The 17,455-nt window shown below is 61.2% G+C and carries 19 protein-coding genes; 10 read left to right on the top strand and 9 right to left on the bottom strand.

Annotated features, from left to right (window positions below):
• The first annotated feature begins 43 nt into the window (after window positions 1-43).
• A complete protein-coding gene (gene yjgA, locus ACTG2U_RS14780) occupies window positions 44-568 on the top strand; it encodes a ribosome biogenesis factor YjgA (RefSeq protein ID WP_005336359.1) in 525 nt (174 codons plus the stop codon).
• Window positions 569-964: 396 nt separating this feature from the next.
• A complete protein-coding gene (locus ACTG2U_RS14775; protein WP_439974672.1) occupies window positions 965-1,741 on the top strand; it encodes a gamma-glutamyl-gamma-aminobutyrate hydrolase family protein in 777 nt (258 codons plus the stop codon).
• A gap of 3 nt (window positions 1,742-1,744) precedes the next feature.
• Here the strand turns inward: ACTG2U_RS14775 and ACTG2U_RS14770 are convergent, their stop codons facing one another.
• The gene (locus ACTG2U_RS14770) at window positions 1,745-2,128 is read right to left on the bottom strand and encodes a hypothetical protein (protein WP_216980240.1); all 384 of its coding nucleotides are present in this window, start codon (window positions 2,126-2,128) and stop codon (window positions 1,745-1,747) included.
• A 145-nt stretch (window positions 2,129-2,273) separates the two neighbouring features.
• Here ACTG2U_RS14770 and ACTG2U_RS14765 point away from each other — a divergent pair, with 145 nt between their 5' ends.
• Entirely contained in the window at window positions 2,274-3,800 is a 1,527-nt protein-coding gene (locus tag ACTG2U_RS14765; RefSeq protein WP_005356684.1) for a cyclic nucleotide-binding domain-containing protein, read from the top strand.
• Between the two features lie 45 nt (window positions 3,801-3,845).
• Window positions 3,846-4,244, top strand: a complete 399-nt coding sequence (locus tag ACTG2U_RS14760; protein WP_439974671.1) for an STY0301 family protein — start codon at window positions 3,846-3,848, stop codon at window positions 4,242-4,244.
• Window positions 4,245-4,320: 76 nt separating this feature from the next.
• Here ACTG2U_RS14760 and ACTG2U_RS14755 read toward each other — a convergent pair whose 3' ends face one another.
• From ACTG2U_RS14755 to lptM, 6 genes are all read right to left on the bottom strand, one after another.
• Window positions 4,321-5,031, bottom strand: coding sequence for an HAD-IA family hydrolase (locus ACTG2U_RS14755; protein WP_439974670.1), 711 nt, complete (start codon window positions 5,029-5,031; stop codon window positions 4,321-4,323).
• A 32-nt stretch (window positions 5,032-5,063) separates the two neighbouring features.
• Complete coding sequence (xerC, locus tag ACTG2U_RS14750) at window positions 5,064-6,041, bottom strand: tyrosine recombinase XerC (RefSeq protein WP_439974669.1); 978 nt, start codon at window positions 6,039-6,041, stop codon at window positions 5,064-5,066.
• On the bottom strand, window positions 6,034-6,714 hold the full coding sequence (locus ACTG2U_RS14745) for a DUF484 family protein (RefSeq protein WP_162504495.1): 681 nt from the start codon (window positions 6,712-6,714) through the stop codon (window positions 6,034-6,036). The genes xerC and ACTG2U_RS14745 overlap by 8 nt, the downstream gene beginning before the upstream one ends.
• Window positions 6,715-6,805: 91 nt before the next feature.
• Window positions 6,806-7,636 carry a diaminopimelate epimerase gene (dapF, locus tag ACTG2U_RS14740; protein WP_005336371.1) on the bottom strand — a complete coding sequence of 277 codons (831 nt, stop codon included), beginning with the start codon at window positions 7,634-7,636 and terminating at the stop codon, window positions 6,806-6,808.
• A 165-nt stretch (window positions 7,637-7,801) separates the two neighbouring features.
• Complete coding sequence (gene lysA, locus ACTG2U_RS14735; protein ID WP_439974668.1) at window positions 7,802-9,052, bottom strand: diaminopimelate decarboxylase; 1,251 nt, start codon at window positions 9,050-9,052, stop codon at window positions 7,802-7,804.
• A gap of 32 nt (window positions 9,053-9,084) precedes the next feature.
• The gene (gene lptM, locus ACTG2U_RS14730; protein WP_074042653.1) at window positions 9,085-9,261 is read right to left on the bottom strand and encodes an LPS translocon maturation chaperone LptM; all 177 of its coding nucleotides are present in this window, start codon (window positions 9,259-9,261) and stop codon (window positions 9,085-9,087) included.
• A gap of 73 nt (window positions 9,262-9,334) precedes the next feature.
• Between lptM and cyaY the strand changes: the two genes are divergently transcribed.
• Window positions 9,335-9,649 (top strand): iron donor protein CyaY, encoded by a 315-nt coding sequence (gene cyaY, locus ACTG2U_RS14725; protein WP_106843461.1) that lies wholly within the window; start codon window positions 9,335-9,337, stop codon window positions 9,647-9,649.
• On the top strand, window positions 9,646-10,299 hold the full coding sequence (locus ACTG2U_RS14720; protein ID WP_439974667.1) for an alpha/beta hydrolase: 654 nt from the start codon (window positions 9,646-9,648) through the stop codon (window positions 10,297-10,299). Before cyaY ends, ACTG2U_RS14720 begins: the two co-directional genes overlap by 4 nt.
• A 64-nt stretch (window positions 10,300-10,363) precedes the next feature.
• Here ACTG2U_RS14720 and ACTG2U_RS14715 read toward each other — a convergent pair whose 3' ends face one another.
• Window positions 10,364-12,883 carry a class I adenylate cyclase gene (locus tag ACTG2U_RS14715; protein WP_202004989.1) on the bottom strand — a complete coding sequence of 840 codons (2,520 nt, stop codon included), beginning with the start codon at window positions 12,881-12,883 and terminating at the stop codon, window positions 10,364-10,366.
• Window positions 12,884-13,206: 323 nt separating this feature from the next.
• Between ACTG2U_RS14715 and hemC the strand changes: the two genes are divergently transcribed.
• From hemC to ACTG2U_RS14695, 4 genes are read left to right on the top strand one after another with little or no spacing between them, the layout of a single operon-like run.
• Window positions 13,207-14,136, top strand: coding sequence for a hydroxymethylbilane synthase (hemC, locus tag ACTG2U_RS14710; protein WP_139473287.1), 930 nt, complete (start codon window positions 13,207-13,209; stop codon window positions 14,134-14,136).
• Entirely contained in the window at window positions 14,133-14,867 is a 735-nt protein-coding gene (locus ACTG2U_RS14705; protein ID WP_335812162.1) for a uroporphyrinogen-III synthase, read from the top strand. Before hemC ends, ACTG2U_RS14705 begins: the two co-directional genes overlap by 4 nt.
• Entirely contained in the window at window positions 14,864-15,913 is a 1,050-nt protein-coding gene (locus ACTG2U_RS14700; RefSeq protein ID WP_076495577.1) for a uroporphyrinogen-III C-methyltransferase, read from the top strand. The genes ACTG2U_RS14705 and ACTG2U_RS14700 overlap by 4 nt, the downstream gene beginning before the upstream one ends.
• Before the next feature lie 10 nt (window positions 15,914-15,923).
• Window positions 15,924-17,087 carry a heme biosynthesis HemY N-terminal domain-containing protein gene (locus ACTG2U_RS14695; RefSeq protein ID WP_439974666.1) on the top strand — a complete coding sequence of 388 codons (1,164 nt, stop codon included), beginning with the start codon at window positions 15,924-15,926 and terminating at the stop codon, window positions 17,085-17,087.
• Window positions 17,088-17,156: 69 nt separating this feature from the next.
• Here the strand turns inward: ACTG2U_RS14695 and ACTG2U_RS14690 are convergent, their stop codons facing one another.
• On the bottom strand, window positions 17,157-17,408 hold the full coding sequence (locus tag ACTG2U_RS14690) for a YkgJ family cysteine cluster protein (protein ID WP_021231818.1): 252 nt from the start codon (window positions 17,406-17,408) through the stop codon (window positions 17,157-17,159).
• Between the last annotated feature and the right edge of the window lie 47 nt (window positions 17,409-17,455).

Here is a 17,455-nt window from a genome sequence, read left to right as displayed (position 1 = left end):
GTAACATATCCGCCAAACGTGAATGACAGGAATCAAGAGACCGATGAGTCAATATCAAGACGACAACGAGTTCGAAGACTGGGGCCCCAGCAAGAGCCAGCTCAAGCGCGATGCCGAAGCATTGCAGAAAATGGGGGAAGAGATCGTCTCCCTCAGCCACAGCGAGCTGGAAAAAATCCCGTTGGATGAAGAGCTTGCAGAAGCTGTCGAGCTGGGTCGCAAACTCAAGCCGAAGAAGGATGAGTCCTTCCGTCGCCATCTGCAGTTCATCGGCCGCCTGATGCGCAGCCGCGATATCGAGCCGATTGCCGAAGCGCTCTCCATCATCAAGAACCGTCACTCCACCGTGAATGCACGCCTGCATCGCCTGGAGCAGTGGCGCGAGCGCCTGATCACCGAAGGTGACAGCGCCCTCAATGAGCTGATGTCCCAGTTCCACGAGCTGGATCGCCAGAAGCTGCGCCAGCTGATCCGCTCCGCCAACAAGGAGCGGGAGCTGAACAAGCCGCCGGTCGCCTACCGCGAGATGTACCAGTATCTGCGCGGCGAGATCGAAGACCTGCTGTGATCCCCGAAACACGCCTCCCCTCGCGGAGGCGTGCTTCTATTGATGCCTTTTCCTCTCCCCATCCCCCGCCATCCCTGCGCGTTTAATATATCCACCACTTCGCTACCCCAACCATAACAACCCATCTCAACAGCCCCGTTAAATCGCAGCTTCAGAGCAGTTTAAGATAAACCCGTTAACAATTTGGCATCATTTTGTTTGACATATTGAACGGCCTTGGCAGACTGAAGAGAGGATCCAGGCTGTCGCTGCCTAGGCTGACCAACGATTCTGTCACCCTGCCCGACGCGGGATCCCATGACCATGCCTTGAGGCATGCCCTTGCTCTGCCGGTTTGCAAGGGCCTGCCCAAGGCGCAGGATGAGACTTCAACGCCAAGGATAATCAAGGTGCCCTATGCCAAATCCCCAGCCTCCCGCCACCCGTAAACCTGTCGTGCTGATGACCATGGGCGCCCAGCCCCGCAACGGCCACGCCTATCAGGTGATGACCCACAAATACATCATGCCGCTGGTGGAGATAAGCGGCTGCGTCCCGCTGCTGGTACCCACCTGCTGCGGCACCGCCGATCTGGAGCAGTATCTGGATCTCGCCGATGGGGTCTATCTGAGCGGCGCCGGTTCCAACATCGATCCGGCCCTCTACGGTCAGGAGAACCTCACCCCGGAAAAACTGCAGGACAGGGATCGCGATCTGTTCGATCTGCCCCTCATCAAGGGGGCGCTCGCCCGTGGCTTGCCGATCCTCGGTATCTGCCGCGGCATGCAGGAGATCAACGTGGCGCTGGGGGGAGACATCCATCAGAAGGTCTATAACGAGCCGGGTTATGACGATCACCGGGAGGATGCCGACGATCCGGTCGACGAGCAGTATGGGCCGAGCCATCAGATCAAACTGCTGCCCGGCAGCTGGTTTGCCGAACTGATGGGGGAAGAACAGATTCCGGTCAACTCCCTGCATGGGCAGGGCATCAACCGGTTGGGGAAGGGTCTGGAGCCGTTGGCCCACGCCGAAGATGGACTGGTCGAGGCCATCCATGCCCCTACCCTCTCCCCTTTCCTGCTGGCAGTACAGTGGCACCCAGAGTGGAAAGCCAGCGAGAATCCTCACTCCATCAAGATCTTCCAGGCCTTTGGTGACGCCTGCCGACGCCGTCAGAGAGATAATCGTTAACGCTTATTCACCAAATCCTCGCGCCTTGAGCTTGGGCAGTCCGCCCCGCTCGGGGCGCAGGGTGCGGCAGATATCCATCCCCTTGAGCCCGCGCTGGATATGGTCAGGCGAATGACCAAACACCATGCCGTTGCTGCGGTAGAGGTTGTTGTCATCCAGCTCGAACTTTTCGCCGCCGATCAGCAGCTGCTCGCGGCCATTAACCGTGTCACCCCGCTTGATGGGCACCTTCATGTCGCTCAGCACCTCGCCGGTGGCACACCCCTCGCGCCAGCGCGCCTCGCTGGAGAAGGGGGTAATGGCTATTTCACGCCAGGAGCCATCCCGGAATTCGACCCGATACTTCTCGGCTAGCAGATCGCAGCCAGCCAATGGCAACAGGGCCATCAAACAGATGATTTTCTTTGAAAATTTCACTCAATCGCACTCCTTTGCCCAGTTCTGCACAGGATAAATAAATTGCCGCCCCAACGCACCATTTCCCCGCGCCGCAGCAGCTATGCTGGAAATAAAACCACAATAAGGTGCTGCTATGGCTGGCGAAAACCTCACCGCGCTACCGACGCTGATCTGGATTGGCGAACACCCGTTCTGGACCCTGCTCACCCTCTCCCTGATGCTGATCCACTTCTGGCGCCGTCCGGGACAGCGACGGGAGCTGCTCTCCGAGCTCAGTTTCGTGATGATTAGCGCGGTGGTGATCCTGCTGATCCAGCTGGAAGGGGGCTGGTTCAAACTGCCGCTGCCCCATCAATTGCTGATCGAGATCTCCACCCTGCTGGCTGGCCTGATACTGGTCAAGATATGGGGGATCCTGCTATTCGAGTTTCTGCTCCCCCTCTGCCATGTGCGGATCCCGCGGATCATCGCCGATATCGTCATCACCATCGGCTATATCGGCTGGGGTCTGTTTCGCCTCTACGCCTCCGGCATGGCGCTCGGGGAGATAGTCACCACCTCGGCGGTGATCACTGCGGTCATCGCCTTCGCCATGCAGGACACCCTGGGCAACCTGCTGGCCGGGGTCTCCATTCAGCTCGACAACTCCATCGCCATCGGTGACTGGCTGCAAGTGGATACCACCCAGGGCCGGGTGGTGGAGATCAACTGGCGTGCCACCACCATCGAGACCCGCAACTGGGAGACAGTCGTCATCCCCAACAGCCATCTGCTCAAACAGCGCTTCACCGTGCTCGGGCGCCGTCGCGGCGAACCGCTGCAGTGGCGGCGCTGGGTCTGGTTCGATCTGACCCTGGATACCCTGCCGACCCAGATCATCGCGCTGATCGAGAAATCCCTGCGGGAGACCAAGCTCCCCTGTGTCGCCAAGCATCCGCAACCGGACTGCCTGCTGATGAACGTCGAAGGAGGGATTGCCCGCTATGCAGTGCGCTACTGGCTCACTGACCTGGCTCGCGACGATCCGACCGACTCCATGGTGCGCAGCCTGATCGATGCCGCCTTGCGCCGCAACGATCGCCGCCTCACCCCGCCGATCTTCAACGTCTTTATGGCCAAGGAGAAGCAGCATCTGGATGCCCGCCACAAGCGCCACACCGCCGAACGAACCGATACCCTGCGCAAGCTGCCGCTGTTTGCCATGTTGCAGGAGAACGAGCTGCTCCAGCTGGCCGATCAGGTGAAGTTCGCCCCCTTCGTCAGCGGCGACATCATGCTGGAGCAGGGGGATGTCTCCAGCTGGCTGTTCGTGCTGGTCAAAGGGGAGGCCGAGATGGTGGTCAATGTCGAAGGGCGAGAGCTGAAACTCGGTACGCTCAACGCGGGAGACTTTTTTGGCGAACTGAGCCTGCTCACCGGCGAGCCCAGCTCCTTCACAGTACGGGCGGTGGCCACCGTCGAAACCTATCGCATCAATCAAGCAATGTTTCAGGAGCTGGTGATGCAGCGTGAGGCGCTGGTCGAGCCCCTCTACCGGGTGCTGAGCGACCGCCAGCAGGAGCAGCGGGCGCTGCTGGAGCGGGAGGCGGAAGCCATGAAACAGCCACCACAACAGCTTGATCTGCTTGATAAGCTGATGAAGCTGTTCGGCGGAAGATGACGTAGCATGACATCGTATTGAGGACGTGAAGAGAGAACTGCAGCCATGTTACTGACCACCCTGGCCCTTGCCGCCAGCCTGCAATTTGATTGTCCCGCCACCATCGAGACTCGCCAGCAGCTGCTGACCCCGCAGCAGGGCTGGCAGGCGTTCACCCGCAATGACGATGGCAAACCGGACGAAACCCTCAGCCATCGGCTCGATAATCTGGCCCTGTTCGACGGAGATCCTGCCGAGCTGGCCCAACTCAAACCGGATAATGGCGACAGCGACGAGATCCACTACTGGAGCCAGCTCGATAGCAGTCTGCGCTCCCTCTATCTGGTCTGTCGCTATCAGAACAGCGCCATCACCCTGCAGCAGGCGCTGCCCGCCGGCATCAGCTACTGCCGCGTCAACCAGCGCGATCGCTACACCCTGCTCGGCTTGGTTTGTCGCAAATAGCGGGCGTAACCCCTTGCCATATATCGCTATTCGATGACAGCCATTACCGCCTGAGCCGGGCCACCCGCCAGCGCCATCAGAGCAGCAGTTCGGCCAGCTCCTCCAGTGCCGTCAGCTCAACGTCCGGCAACAGTTGCAGCTGTTGCCACGGTTGTTGCCGTTCGTTGAACCAGGCGGCGCGAAAGCCGTGCAATCGGGCAGCCAGCACATCGGTCTCGGGATGATCCCCCACATGGAGGATCCGCTCCGCTGGCAGCTTGAGGGCACTGCGGGTCTGCTCAAACATATCCGGTGCCGGTTTCATTCTGGCGCCCGCCCCCGCCTTGCAGACCAGCGAGAAGTAGCGATCCAGCCCAGCCTGAACCAGATCCAGATTACCGTTGGTGATCACCACCAGCGGGTAGCGTTCGGCCAGTCTGGCCAGCAGCTGATGAGTGGACTCGCTCACCTCGATCTTCGAGCGCTCTGCCAGAAACGCAGCAAAGACCTGCTCCGCCTCGCGGCTAGCCTGCTGGTCGGTCATCCCCCCCTCGACCATGGCGGTACGGATGGTCTGCTGGCGCGTCAGGCTGACATCGTGGCGCAGCTCGGGGGAACCGTTCAGCACACTGCGCTTGAGTTCCAGCCAGCGCGGCTTGTCGAGCATGGCGGTGGCCAGATATTCGCTGCGCAGATAGTTCAGCATCCACTGCTCGGCGCGCACGATGGCGGGGCCGTTGTCATAGAGGGTGTCATCGAGGTCAAACGAGATGGCAGCAACCGGCTGCCAGCGGCGATAGAAGTGCATGGACTCTCCTCTGCAACGGGGCTCAGGGCCCGTTATTCATCGTCCTGTGCATCCGGGTCACGCTTGGCCCTTGGGTGGGCGCTGTCGTAAACCTTAGCCAGATGCTGGAAGTCGAGGTGGGTATAGATCTGGGTGGTGGAGAGGTCGGCATGTCCCAGCAGCTCCTGCACCGCCCGCAGATCGCCGGAGGACTCCAGCATATGGGTGGCGAAGCTGTGGCGCAGCTTGTGGGGATGGACGTGGGCGTTAAGCGCCTGCTTGTTGCCCCAGCCATCGAGGCGGGCCTGCACCGAGCGGGCCGACAGCCGCTGCTTGCGGTTGGAGACAAACAGCGCCTCGATCTCCTCCCCGGCCAGCAGCGGGCGCACCTTGAGCCACTTCTGCAGCCACTCGACCGCCATCCGGCCGATGGGCAGCACCCGCTCCCGCGAGCCCTTGCCGGTCACCTTGAGCTGGCGGTCGTCGAGCTTCAGATCCACCAGATTGATCCCCACCAACTCGGCCAGACGCAGCCCTGAAGAGTACATCAGCTCCATGATGGCGCGATCCCGCACCGCCAGCGGATCCTGCTCGTCGGTGATGTTGAGCAACTGGTGCATCTCGTCCACATCGAGGTTTTTCGGCAGCGGCCGCCCCTGTTTGGGGGTGACGATGCCACGGGCCGGATTGGCGGTCAGCCGCCCCTGCCGCACCTGCCAGTCGCAAAAGCTGCGCAGGGCAGATACCTTGGTGGAAAGGGAACGAGGAGCAAGTCCCCCCTTGTGCATCCGGGTCACCAGAGTACGCACCTGACTCGCCTCGAGCCGACCCCAGTCAGTGAGTCCGAGGGCCACCAGCTCGGCGGTCATCGCCTCCAGATGGGCTTGATAGTTATTGCGGGTATGAGGGCTGAGCTGACGCTCGACCCTCAGGTATTCGATAAAGGCCGCCAGCTCGTCCGCCAGTACCGCAGGCAGTGGCGGTGCGACGACGGGAGCTTTGGCGGGCGCCCTGGCCGGTGTTCTAGCCATGAGTCAACTCGGGCAGACGCAGTTGCAGCAGGCGCCCCAGTTGGCCCAGCAGCAGGGTGTCGTTGTGGGGAGTAAAGTGGCCGGGATCCGAGCTGGCGAAGGCCAGCACGCCGAGATCGCCGAGCCGCATCAGGGCCACCGAGTTGACCAGCACATCGTGGCCAAACAGCGCCTGCTTCTCGCTCTGGCTCAGGCGGCCAAAGTAGTAATCCTGCCCCGGCAGACGCTGACCCAGCAGGGATTCGAGCTGCTTGCCCTGCGCCAGAAAACGCTGCTCTGGCCCGCTCAGGGTAAACTTCTTGGGATTGAGCCAGAGCCGCAGCCCGGTCAGGCGCAGCCGCTGGACAAAGGCCTTGCCCATCACGGCACTCACCTCGAACAGGGTCTGGCAACCGTACAGCTCGCCGTAGAGATCGGCATAGACCCGAAAGATCCGCTCGTTCTCGCTGGCGATCCCCATCAATTCGGTGATCTCCTGCTCCAGTTGTTCGATCCGCTCGCGCTGACGCTCCAGCTGACGCTCGACCAGCGAGACCGACCCTTTGCGTTCATGGGGAATGCGGATCCGGTCCAGCACGGTGGCATGGCGTTGGAAAAACTCGGGATAACGGGCCAGGTACTCCAGCACAGTGGCTTCATCCACCGATTGCTCCTGCCGTTTGAGTTCGCTCATAAATTGGTTGATCCATCAGAGAAATGGGGCTCGCTGCCCCGACATCATGGGCAAAGGGGGCCAACGCCCCCCGTACCTGAACCTTTATCGGCTAAACCTCTATCTGGCCGTCAAACACATGTTCGGCGGGACCTGTCATATAGACCGGCTGGCCCGGCCCTTTCCAGGCGATGGTCAGCTTGCCGCCCGGCAGGCTGACAGTAACCCGCTCCTTGAGTTTGCCCTGACTGATGCCGATGACCGCAGCCGCGCAGGCTCCGGTGCCACAGGCCAGGGTCTCGCCACAGCCCCGCTCGAATACACGCAGTTTGATCTCGGTAGCATTGACCATCTCCATGAAGCCGACGTTGACCCGCTCGGGAAAACGCTCGTGGCGCTCCATGATGGCGCCGAGCGTCTCGACCGGTGCATCGGCGACCGAAGGCACCTCGATGACGCAGTGGGGATTGCCCATGGAGACCACGCCACACATCACGGTATGCTCCTGCGCCCGCAGCAGATAGGTTTTCTCTGCCTTCTGGGCCCGGAACGGGATCTTGCCCGGCTCAAACTGGGGAACCCCCATGTTGACCGTGACCTGATTCTCCCCCTCCAGCTGCAACACGATGCGACCCCGGGCGGTACTGACCGCGATGCGATCCCGGTTGATCAGCCCCTTGAGACGCACGAAACGGGCAAAACAGCGGGCACCGTTGCCACACTGCTCCACCTCGCTGCCATCGGCATTGAAAATGCGATAGTGAAAGTCGAGTTCAGGGTCATAGGGCGGCTCCACCAGCAGCAGCTGGTCAAAGCCGATCCCGAAGTGGCGATCTGCCAGCTTCTTGATGACGTCATTGCTGAAAAATACCTTCTGGGTGACGCCATCCACCACCATGAAGTCGTTGCCCAAGCCATGCATCTTGGAAAAATCTATCAACATCGTGCATTCCTGTGCTGTTAGGGCTGTAAAAATTCACCGAACCAAAGGGTCGCCAAGCGCCATGAAGTCGTTGTCCAAAGCCCCATGCATCCTGGAACAATCTGTCCACATCGCGCACTCCTGTGCTGTCAGGGCTGTAAAATTCTGTCATCTCTATCTACTGCATCAGGGCAGCAGGTGCTCACCACGCCAGAGATCGGTCAACTGCTCCCGCTCGCGGATCACGTGCGCCTCGGCACCATCCACCAGCACTTCGGCTGCGCGCGGACGAGTATTGTAGTTGGATGACATGGTAAAACCGTAGGCTCCGGCCGAACGCACTGCCAGCAGGGAGCCCTCGGCGATGGCCAGGGTGCGCTCCTTGCCGAGGAAGTCGCCGGTCTCGCACACCGGGCCCACCACGTCATAGAGCGCGGGAGCATGACCGGCACGGCTATCCACCTCGATGATGTTCATCCAGGCGCCGTAGAGAGAGGGGCGCAGCATGTCGTTCATGCCGGCATCGATCAGCGCGAAGTTGCGGGTCTCGCCCGGTTTCAGATACTCAACCCGAGTCAGCAGCACGCCGGCATTGGCGACGATGGCGCGGCCCGGCTCGAACAGCAGGGTCAGATCCCGGCCCGCCAGCTTCTGCTTCAGCGCTTCGGCGTACTCGGTCGGATGAGGCGGCTGCTCGGAACCGTAGTTGACCCCCAGGCCGCCCCCCACGTCCAGATGGTGGATATGAATGCCTTCCGCCGCCAGACCATCGATCAGCCGCAGCAGCTTGTCAGCCGCTTCCATAAAGGGATTCAATTCAGTGAGTTGCGAGCCGATATGGCAATCGACCCCGACGATCTCGATGTTCGCCATCGCGGCCGCCTTGCGATAGATGGCAGGCGCCAGCTCGATGGGAATGCCGAACTTGTTCTGCTTGAGGCCAGTGGAGATATAGGGGTGAGTACCGGCATCGATATCCGGATTGACCCGCACCGAGACACGAGCTTTCTTGCCCATGCTGCCCGCCACCCGGTTGAGGCGCTCCAGCTCGGCTTCCGACTCCAGATTGAAACAGAGGATCTCTTTATCCAGCGCCAGGCGCATCTCCGCTTCACTCTTGGCCACCCCGGAGAAGACCACTTTGGCCGGATCACCGCCCGCCGCCAGTACTCGCGATAGCTCGCCACCTGAGACGATGTCAAACCCCGAGCCCAGACGGGCCAGCAGGTTGAGCAGCGCCAGGTTGGAGTTGGCCTTCACCGCATAGCAGATCAGATGGGGAATATCGCCAGCGGCCTTGTCGAAGGCGTGCCAGTGGCGCTCGAGGGTCGCACGGGAGTAGACGTAAAGCGGGGTACCGTACTGCTCGGCAAGCTGTTGCAGCGAGGTTTGCTCGGCCTGAAGCTGGCCGTCGGCGTCGTAGTTAAAGTGATCCAAGGGGGCGGTTCCTTCCTAGAATGGGTGCGGCATTAGTGCGGCGCGGCCTCGGTGGCAGCCTCAGTGGTCGCAGGCGGTACTGCTTGCGGTGTACTCTGGCTCTGTGGCTGCTCGGGGGGCGGCATATAGAGCGGCCCCTTCAGACCGCACGCGGCCAACCCGAGGGACAGAAGAGTGGCAAGCAGACACTTGGTGAACTGGGTGATCATAATGGTTCGCTGCGAAAAAATTTTTGGCCCTCTATAATCGCACTCACATTGTTAAAAGCAACAGGATAAACCGATGAAGGATCACGAGTATCACGCCCTGACCGACGCCTTTTTCCAATATGTGGAAGACACGCTCGACGAGGGGTATCCGGATATCGACTGCGAACGCAACGGCGGCGTATTGACCCTCTCTTTCGAGAACAAGACCAAGGTCATCATCAACAAGCAGGAGCCACTGCACCAGATTTGGGTCGCCACCCGCGAGAACGGCTTCCACTTCGAACTGCAGGGTGACACCTGGATCGACAACCGCTTCGGCCACGAGCTCAAGGCGCTGCTGAGCCAATCCTGCTCCGCCCAGGCGGGCGAAGAGGTGGTGTTCCCATGATTGACCTGCACCCGCAGGGCGCCCGTCATGCGGTGATCTGGCTGCATGGGCTGGGTGATTCCGGCGCCGGTCTCGCCCCGCTGGTGGACGCGCTGGAGCTGCCCGCCGAGCTACCGGTGCGTCACCTGCTGCCGGATGCCCCCGAGCGCCCCATCACTATCAACATGGGCTACAAGATGCGCGGCTGGTACGACATAAAGAGCTTCGAGGATCCCGCCGAGCGGGCCGTGGAGTCCCATGTCCGTGACTCGGCCGACCAGATTGCCGCATTGCTCGATCAGCTGGTGGCCGACGGGTTTGCCCCCGAGCATATCGTGCTGGCAGGTTTCTCTCAGGGCGGGGTGATTGCCTCCTTCACCGCGCTGCGCTATCAGGCAACGCTGGCGGGCCTGCTCTGCATGTCCACCTATCTGGCCGCCCCCGACAAGCTGCTCGGCGAGATGAGCGAGGCTGCTCGCACCCTGCCCATCTGCTACATGCACGGCATCTACGACGATGTGGTGAGCCTGTCGCTCGGTTGGGATGCCAAGAACCGGCTGGAAAGCGCCGGACTCGCCCCCGAGTGGCACGAGTACCCGATGCGTCACGAGATCTGCCGCCCGCAGCTGGGCGACATTCGCAGCTGGCTGCTGGCCCACCTCGGGGCCTGAGCAACCACAAAAGCAAACGGCCTGCATCTGCAGGCCGTTTTTTATGGCGATTCCAACTGACGGGTCAGCCCACTTCCCGGGTGGGCGGCACCTGTTCGCGCAGAGTGCCCTGACTGCGATAGGGGATCACATCCAGCTCGCCATTCACCTGTACTATCTCGTAGTACTGCGGCAGGTTGAAGTTGATGAACTGCCCATCATCGCTGAACCGCTCGTGATTGGAGGTGTAGAAGCGGTTGACCCCCGCCACCAGCTCATCCTTGTTGCCGGCAAAGTGCTGGTAGATCTCCACCCGGTTCGCCTCATCGAGGATATAGATGTTGGTGCCCGCATCACGGGTATCGAAGAAGAACTGCACCAAGCCTTCACTGGCGTAGGCATCGACGATGCTCGGCAGATGCTGGCTGTGGGTCTTGTCGAGCCGCAGCGGCAGGTGATCCAGCTTGTTGTGGGAGATGTGACGGTAAAAATCGATGGCGTTTTCCAGCTTCTTCACCGACACCCCGCGCCGCTCGAAGAAGATGCCGTACTTCTCGCGGCCAAGGGCCATGGTCTTGACCAGCTGCTGCTTGTCGCGGGCAAGGCGCAGATCGATACATTCCGCCACCAAAGTCTGGAAGCGGGAGCGCACCAGAGAGCGGAAGTGCTGGCTGTAGCAGAACACCTCGATCATCTCGGGGGCGGCGGCATCCTGATGCATCTTGCCGAGGATGGTGGTGAGGGCATCGACCACGGCTTCATCCCCCTGGAAGTGCAGGGTACGGATCTCGCTCCAGGAGTTGCGATAGACCAGATCCACCGAACCGACCAGACACTCCTGATTGCGACCGAACGAGAAGACATCCACGGTATTGGCGTCAAATTCGATCACCTGACCGACCCAGTGGCTGGTCGGGTCCATCTCCAAATTGAGGAAGATGGAGAGCTGGCGAATTTCGCACGGTCGGCTGAGGGCCAGGTTGGTGGCCAGCGGGTACTTCTCGGGGAAGCAGCCGGAGAGATCGCGGCAGAACTGGTGCAAATTGTCGATGTGCAGATCCGAACCCTGATTGAACAGGTGCACCCGCGACTGGGGGGTCAGCAGATCGTTGAAGTAGGCCCAGGAGACCAGCTTGCTGATGTAGCCGTTGAACTCCAGCGGCGCGCGGCCAATGATGTCCACCGGCTCCAGCGAATGTTTGTAGAGATACCAGCCGGCGCGGTTGAGGCGACCGTGAGGCACCTGCACGAAGCTGAGATCCGGCTCGCTGAGATCCGGCGCGATCTTGAGGTTGATGCGCTGCACCTTGCCCGGCAGGCTCTCGAACGCGGCGTAGAGTTTGCGCGACAGAATGCCGATATCTTCCGGGTTGATCGACTCGCTGATGTTGTTGCGGCGGGCGAACTGGATCAGGTTGCGGTAGCTCTGCATCAGGGCTTCCAGCAGCTCGGCGTGAGCGATCTTCACCTCTTCGATCTTCCATTCGTGGCGATGATCGAGTTGATAGAGCTTGTCCTGACTCCAGCCCCAGTAGGAGACCAGTTGGCTCATCTGCTCGCGGCGCCACTCGGGGGAGTGATCATCCTTGGGATGGCTGAGACCGTCGCACACCTTGAGGTAGAAGCAGCGGCGCACCAGATCGAGCCGCGCCATGTCGCCGATGGACTTGAGGTAGTTGGTCACCTTGTCCAGCATCAGACAGTAGTTGTCGAGCCGGTAGTGCATCCCCTCGTTGTGCTGGAACCAGTCGCGACCAATCATCGACAGCAGGCGGGTGTTGGGATACTCGTGGGAGTAGGCTTCCATCAGCACCGACTTGAGCACCGCCTTGTAGGGGGAGTCGATCCCCTTGTAGAGCTGCCACAGGGCGGAGCCGAAATACTCTTCGGCCGGAATACGGTCAAAACTGCCGAGATCGAGCCAGTCGTCCTGCTTGAGCTTGCCGCTCTCGAACAGCTCGTTCACATACGCATCGTAGTGATCATCACATTCGGTGGGTACCAGATACCAGATCAAGCGTTTGCCCGCGATACGCATGGCACTGCGGTAGAACTCGTCGAGCAACAGCAGGTGCTGGGCACTGCCGCAGCTCTCCCCCTGCATCTGGGCATCGTTGGTCTGGCGGAACTTGTCTTCCGGGATCAGGAAGAAGTTGAGATCGACCCCGCGCTGTTCGGCCCACTTGGAGAGTTGCTGGCATTTCAGCTCCAGCAGATCGAGCCGCTCCTGCGACAAACCGGCCACGTGGCAGACCCAGATATCGAGATCGGAGTGACAGCATTGACCGATGGAGGAGGTGCTGCCCATGGAGTAGAGCCCCTGAATGGCTCGATCATGGGTTGCCAGACCACTCTGGCAGTTGGCGTTGCGACAGAGGTCATCGATGAAGGCTTGCTGCTCGGCAGTGGCGCTGAAGCTCCAGATGCCATGAGGGACATCACCGGAGACATAACCGGGCAGTAGGGGATGATTGAAGTGCAGCATGACAGGCAGCAGTTGGAATACCTGCTGCCCATAGCGACTCATGAGGCCTAACGCCCGTTGCGTCTTGAGACGGGTAATGTCGTCATAACGCGCAACCAGCGTATCGATGTGTTCCTGCAATGCCCTGCCTATCACCTAAGTGAAAATGACGCACCAAAAGGGGGATACGTCAAAAAAGTGTGATCATGTTAACAATGCAAACAGCGGTGGTAAACAAGCCTTCAGCTAAACGCCAGATTATTTCTGGTATGACCACATCAAGTATCAGGGGAAATCATTAAATTCCAATATATTCAATAAATTAATCAACACCACTTGCTTAATGAAAATCATTTTCAGCATGCATTTTTGAGCTTGGCCCCGCTTTTGCCGGCTCCGCCATGAAAGCCCGGGCAAAGGGTGGTAAGATCGATTTCCTTCTAAAAATGAAACAACTGATTGATATGGCAGCCCGAACCCTGAAAATTGCCACACGCAAGAGCCCGCTGGCCCTGTGGCAGGCCAACTTTGTCAAAGACCGGCTCGAAGCCCTGCACCCGCAGTTGCAGGTCGAACTGGTGCCCATGAGCACTCAGGGTGACAAGATCCTCGATACCCCGCTGGCCAAAGTGGGCGGCAAGGGATTGTTCGTCAAGGAGCTGGAGACCGCCATGCTGGAAGGACGGGCCGATATCGCCGTTCACTCCATGAAAGATGTGCCGGTGGAGTTCCCCGAGGGGCTCGGTCTGCACACCATCTGCGAGCGGGAAGATCCCCGCGACGCCTTCGTCTCCAATCGTTTCAAGGCCATTGCCGAACTGCCGCAAGGGGCCGTGGTCGGCACATCCAGCCTGCGTCGCCAGTGCCAGCTGCGCGCGGCGCGCCCGGATCTGGTGATCCGCGACCTGCGTGGCAACGTCAACACTCGCCTCGCCAAGCTGGATGCCGGTGAGTACGACGCCATCATCCTCGCCGCCGCCGGTCTGAAACGACTGGAGATGGCGCACCGCATCACCGCCTTTATCGAGCCGGAGCAGAGCCTGCCCGCCAACGGTCAGGGCGCCGTTGGTATCGAATGCCGCCTCGACGACGTTGAGCTGCACGCTCTGCTGGCGCCGTTGGAGCACGCCGAGACCCGCGCCCGGGTGCTGACCGAGCGCGCCATGAATCGCGCCTTGCAAGGGGGATGTCAGGTTCCTATCGGAGCCTACGCACTGGTCGACGGCGAGCAGATCTGGCTGCGCGGTCTGGTGGGTAGCCCGGATGGCACCCAGGTGATCCGTGACGAGATCCGCGGTCCGCTGGCCGATGGAGAGGCCCTCGGCGAGCAACTGGCCCAGCGCCTGCTGGCCGCCGGTGCCGACGAGATCCTGGCCGAGGTCTACCGCGCATGACACCGCTGGTGGTGCGTCCGGCCGCTCAGGCCGCCGAGCTGGAGCAGTTGCTGCGCCAGCACGGCCATGCACCACTGGGCTGTCCGCTGCTGGAGATAGTGGCGGGCAGTGAACTCCCTCTCCTGCCCGACCTGTTGCGCAGTGCCGATGTGGTTATCGCCGTCAGCATCCATGCCGTTCATTTTGCACACGATTTTCTGTTGCAAACTGGTCAGACCTGGCCACATATTGAGTACTTTGCGGTGGGTCAGGCCAGCGCAGATGCGTTTGCAGCCATCGGCATCACGGCAAGTTGCCCGGATGACCCGCGTAGCGAAGGACTGCTGGCCCTGCCCGCCCTGCAGCAGGTAGCAGGCAAACGGGTACTGATCCTGCGCGGTAATGGCGGGCGGGATCTCATCGCCAGCACGCTAGCCTCACGCGGTGCTCTGGTGCACTATTGTGCGGCCTATGAGCGCCACTACCCCGAGCTAGACGGGGACAGATTGACCCACCACTGGCAGGCAGCGGGGCTGGACAGCCTGCTCATTACCAGTGGTGAACTGCTGCAACGGCTGCTGGAGCTGGTTCCCGACCACCAGCGGCCCTGGCTTTTTGACCGCCTGCTGGTGGTCCCCAGCCCGCGCGTGGCCGAGATGGCCAGTGCAGCGGGCTTTATCCATATCACGATTGCCCAAGGTGCATCCAACCGGGCCCTGACGGCCGCACTGGAACTGAGGAAGATGGAATGACAGAACAACAAGAATCCCAGGTCAAACCCCAGCCGACCGCTGTGGTCAATGGCAGCAAGAGCCGCTCCGGTGCCGTACTGGGAGGGGTCGCCATCCTGCTGGCCCTTGGCCTGACCGGCGGTCTCTATCTGCACGGTCACAAGAATGCCGTTGCCCAGCAGGCCGAACTGGCCCAGCTCAAGCAACAGCTGGCGAGCGCCCTGAGCAAGATCGACCAGACCAGCAGCAAGGATGCCGAGCAGCTGGCCGCGCTGGATCAAACCCAGCAGCGGCTGCAGGGGGAGATGCAGGGTCTGCAGAACCGGGTACTGGACCTGAATGACAAGCGCCCCAACGACTGGATGCTGGCCGAATCCGAGTATCTGGTACGGATGGCGGGCCGCAAGCTGTGGCTGGAGCATGACCTCGTCTCCGCCATCACCCTGCTCGGCAATGCCGATGAGCGAATTGCTGCCCTCAACGACCCCAGCCTGATGCCGATCCGCAAGGCGCTGGCCGAGGATATCGCCAAGCTCAAGGGGATGCCGCGCATCGACCGCGAGGGGCTGACCCTCAAGCTGGCTGCACTGTCCGACCAGATCGAGCTGCTGCCCCTCTCCACCGTCAGCATGCCGGAAGCCAAGGCCGAGCCGGATCAGGCGGTCAGCACCAATCCCGACGAGTGGGAGAGCAACCTGAAGAAGAACTGGGTCAAGTTCACCGAGAACTTCGTCACCATCCGTCGCCGCGATGGCGCGGTCGAAGCGCTGCTCTCGCCGCAACAGGAGATCTTCCTGCGTGAAAACCTCAAGACCAAGCTGTTGCAGGCCCAGCTCTCCGTCTATCGCGAGCAGCAGGCGCTCTACGAAGACAGCCTGGACAAGGCGCAGCGCTGGCTGACCCAGTATTTCGACACCGACAACAGCGCCACCCGCTACATGCAGGGCGAGATCGACAAGCTCAAGGGTGAGCAGATCCAGATCGACTATCCGGCCCAATTCAAGACCCAGGCCATGCTGGAGCAGGTGCTGACCGAACGCCTGCAACGCATTCTGGCCAGCAGCTGAGGAGGGCACCATGATCCGTATAATCATTCTGGTTGCCGTGATGGTCGCAGGGCTGATCTTTGGCCCGCAAGCCTCCGGTAACAAGGGCTATGTGCTGATTGCTCTTGGCAATTACACCATCGAATCTTCCGTCACCAGCGCGGTGATCCTGGCCGTGCTGTTCTACGGAGCCCTGCTGATCGTCGAGTGGCTGCTGGGACGGGTATTCGGCCTGCGCCGCAAGACCCTCGGCTGGTACGGCTCGCGCCGCCGCCGCAAGGCCAATCAACAGACCGTCGCCGCCACCCTGGCAATGGCCGAAGGGCACTACAGTCAGGCTGAAAAGCTGATGATCAAGGGGGCCAGCAACAGCGACACCCCGCTGCTCAACTACCTGAGCGCCGCCAAGGCGGCGCAGGCCCGTGGTGACGACGCCCGCCGGGATCAATACCTGCAAAAAGCGCAGGAGGAGAACCCCAAGGCCGAGCTGGCGCTCACCCTGACCCAGACCCAGCTGCAGATCGAGCAGGGCCAGTACGATACCGCGCTGGCGATGCTGGAGTCGGTCTACGCCCTCAACCCGCGCCACCCCATGGTGCTGGATCAGCTGCGCCAGGTGCATCTGGCCCGTCAGGACTGGAGTGCCCTGTGCGACCTGATCCCGGCACTGCACAAGGTAGGCAAGCTGACCCCGAAACAGGAAGAAGATCTGCTGCAACAGGCCTGGTGTGGTCGCCTGCAACAGGCTGCCGGCAGCCTAGAGACCCTCAAGGCGGTATGGCAGGATCTGCCGCGCAAGCTGCGCCTTGAGCCGGAACTGCTGGCCTGCTACGGCGATCTGCTGCGCCAGCTGGGCGCCGATGGCGAAGCCGCCACCCTGTGGCATGAGGCGCTGCGCAAACAGCCGATGCCGCAGCTGCTGGCTCGCCTGCCCAAGCTGAAACTCGACAGCTACCAGCCGCTGCTGGCGCTGCTGCAAAAACAGCAGGGGCAACCGGAGGTGGACACCGCACTGGCCCAGCTCTATCTGCTGGCCGGCCAGCTGGATGATGCCCAGAAGCTGCTGGAGCAGGAGGTGGAGCGGGCGCCGAGCGCCGCCGCCTACCACGCCCTCGGCCAGCTGATGGACAAGCGCCGCCTTACCAACAAGGCCAACGAGTACTATCGTCAGGCACTGGAGCTGGCGGGAGTCTGATCCCCGGCAAACAGAAACGCGAGAGGCCGCATGATGCGGCCTCTTTTTTATCTCTTCGCCCTGCCCTCGTCAGGTGGTGAGCCGTTCCAGCTCGCCGATCAGCCAGATAGCCTCGGCGCGATGGCTGCCGCACACATCCATCATGGGGCGAAAACCGCCGCACACCGCTGGCCGCTCCGGTTGACCGAAGATCTTGCAGCCAAAGGCGCTATCGAGCTGGATACAGGGGACGCCAGCCGGTTTGCCATCTGGCATACCGGGAATGGCACTGCTGATACTGGGGGCGATGCAACAGGCAGCGCAGCCGCTACGACACTCCATAGACTCCACTCCTTTGGGATGGTCTGAGCCACCATAGCCGAAGCGGC

The sequence above is a fragment of the Aeromonas sp. 95A genome, from assembly GCF_051919235.1.
In the GTDB taxonomy this organism is placed as follows: domain Bacteria; phylum Pseudomonadota; class Gammaproteobacteria; order Enterobacterales; family Aeromonadaceae; genus Aeromonas; species Aeromonas veronii.
Note: the sequence above shows the minus strand (reverse complement) of the source record. Positions and strands in the feature narration are given on the sequence as shown.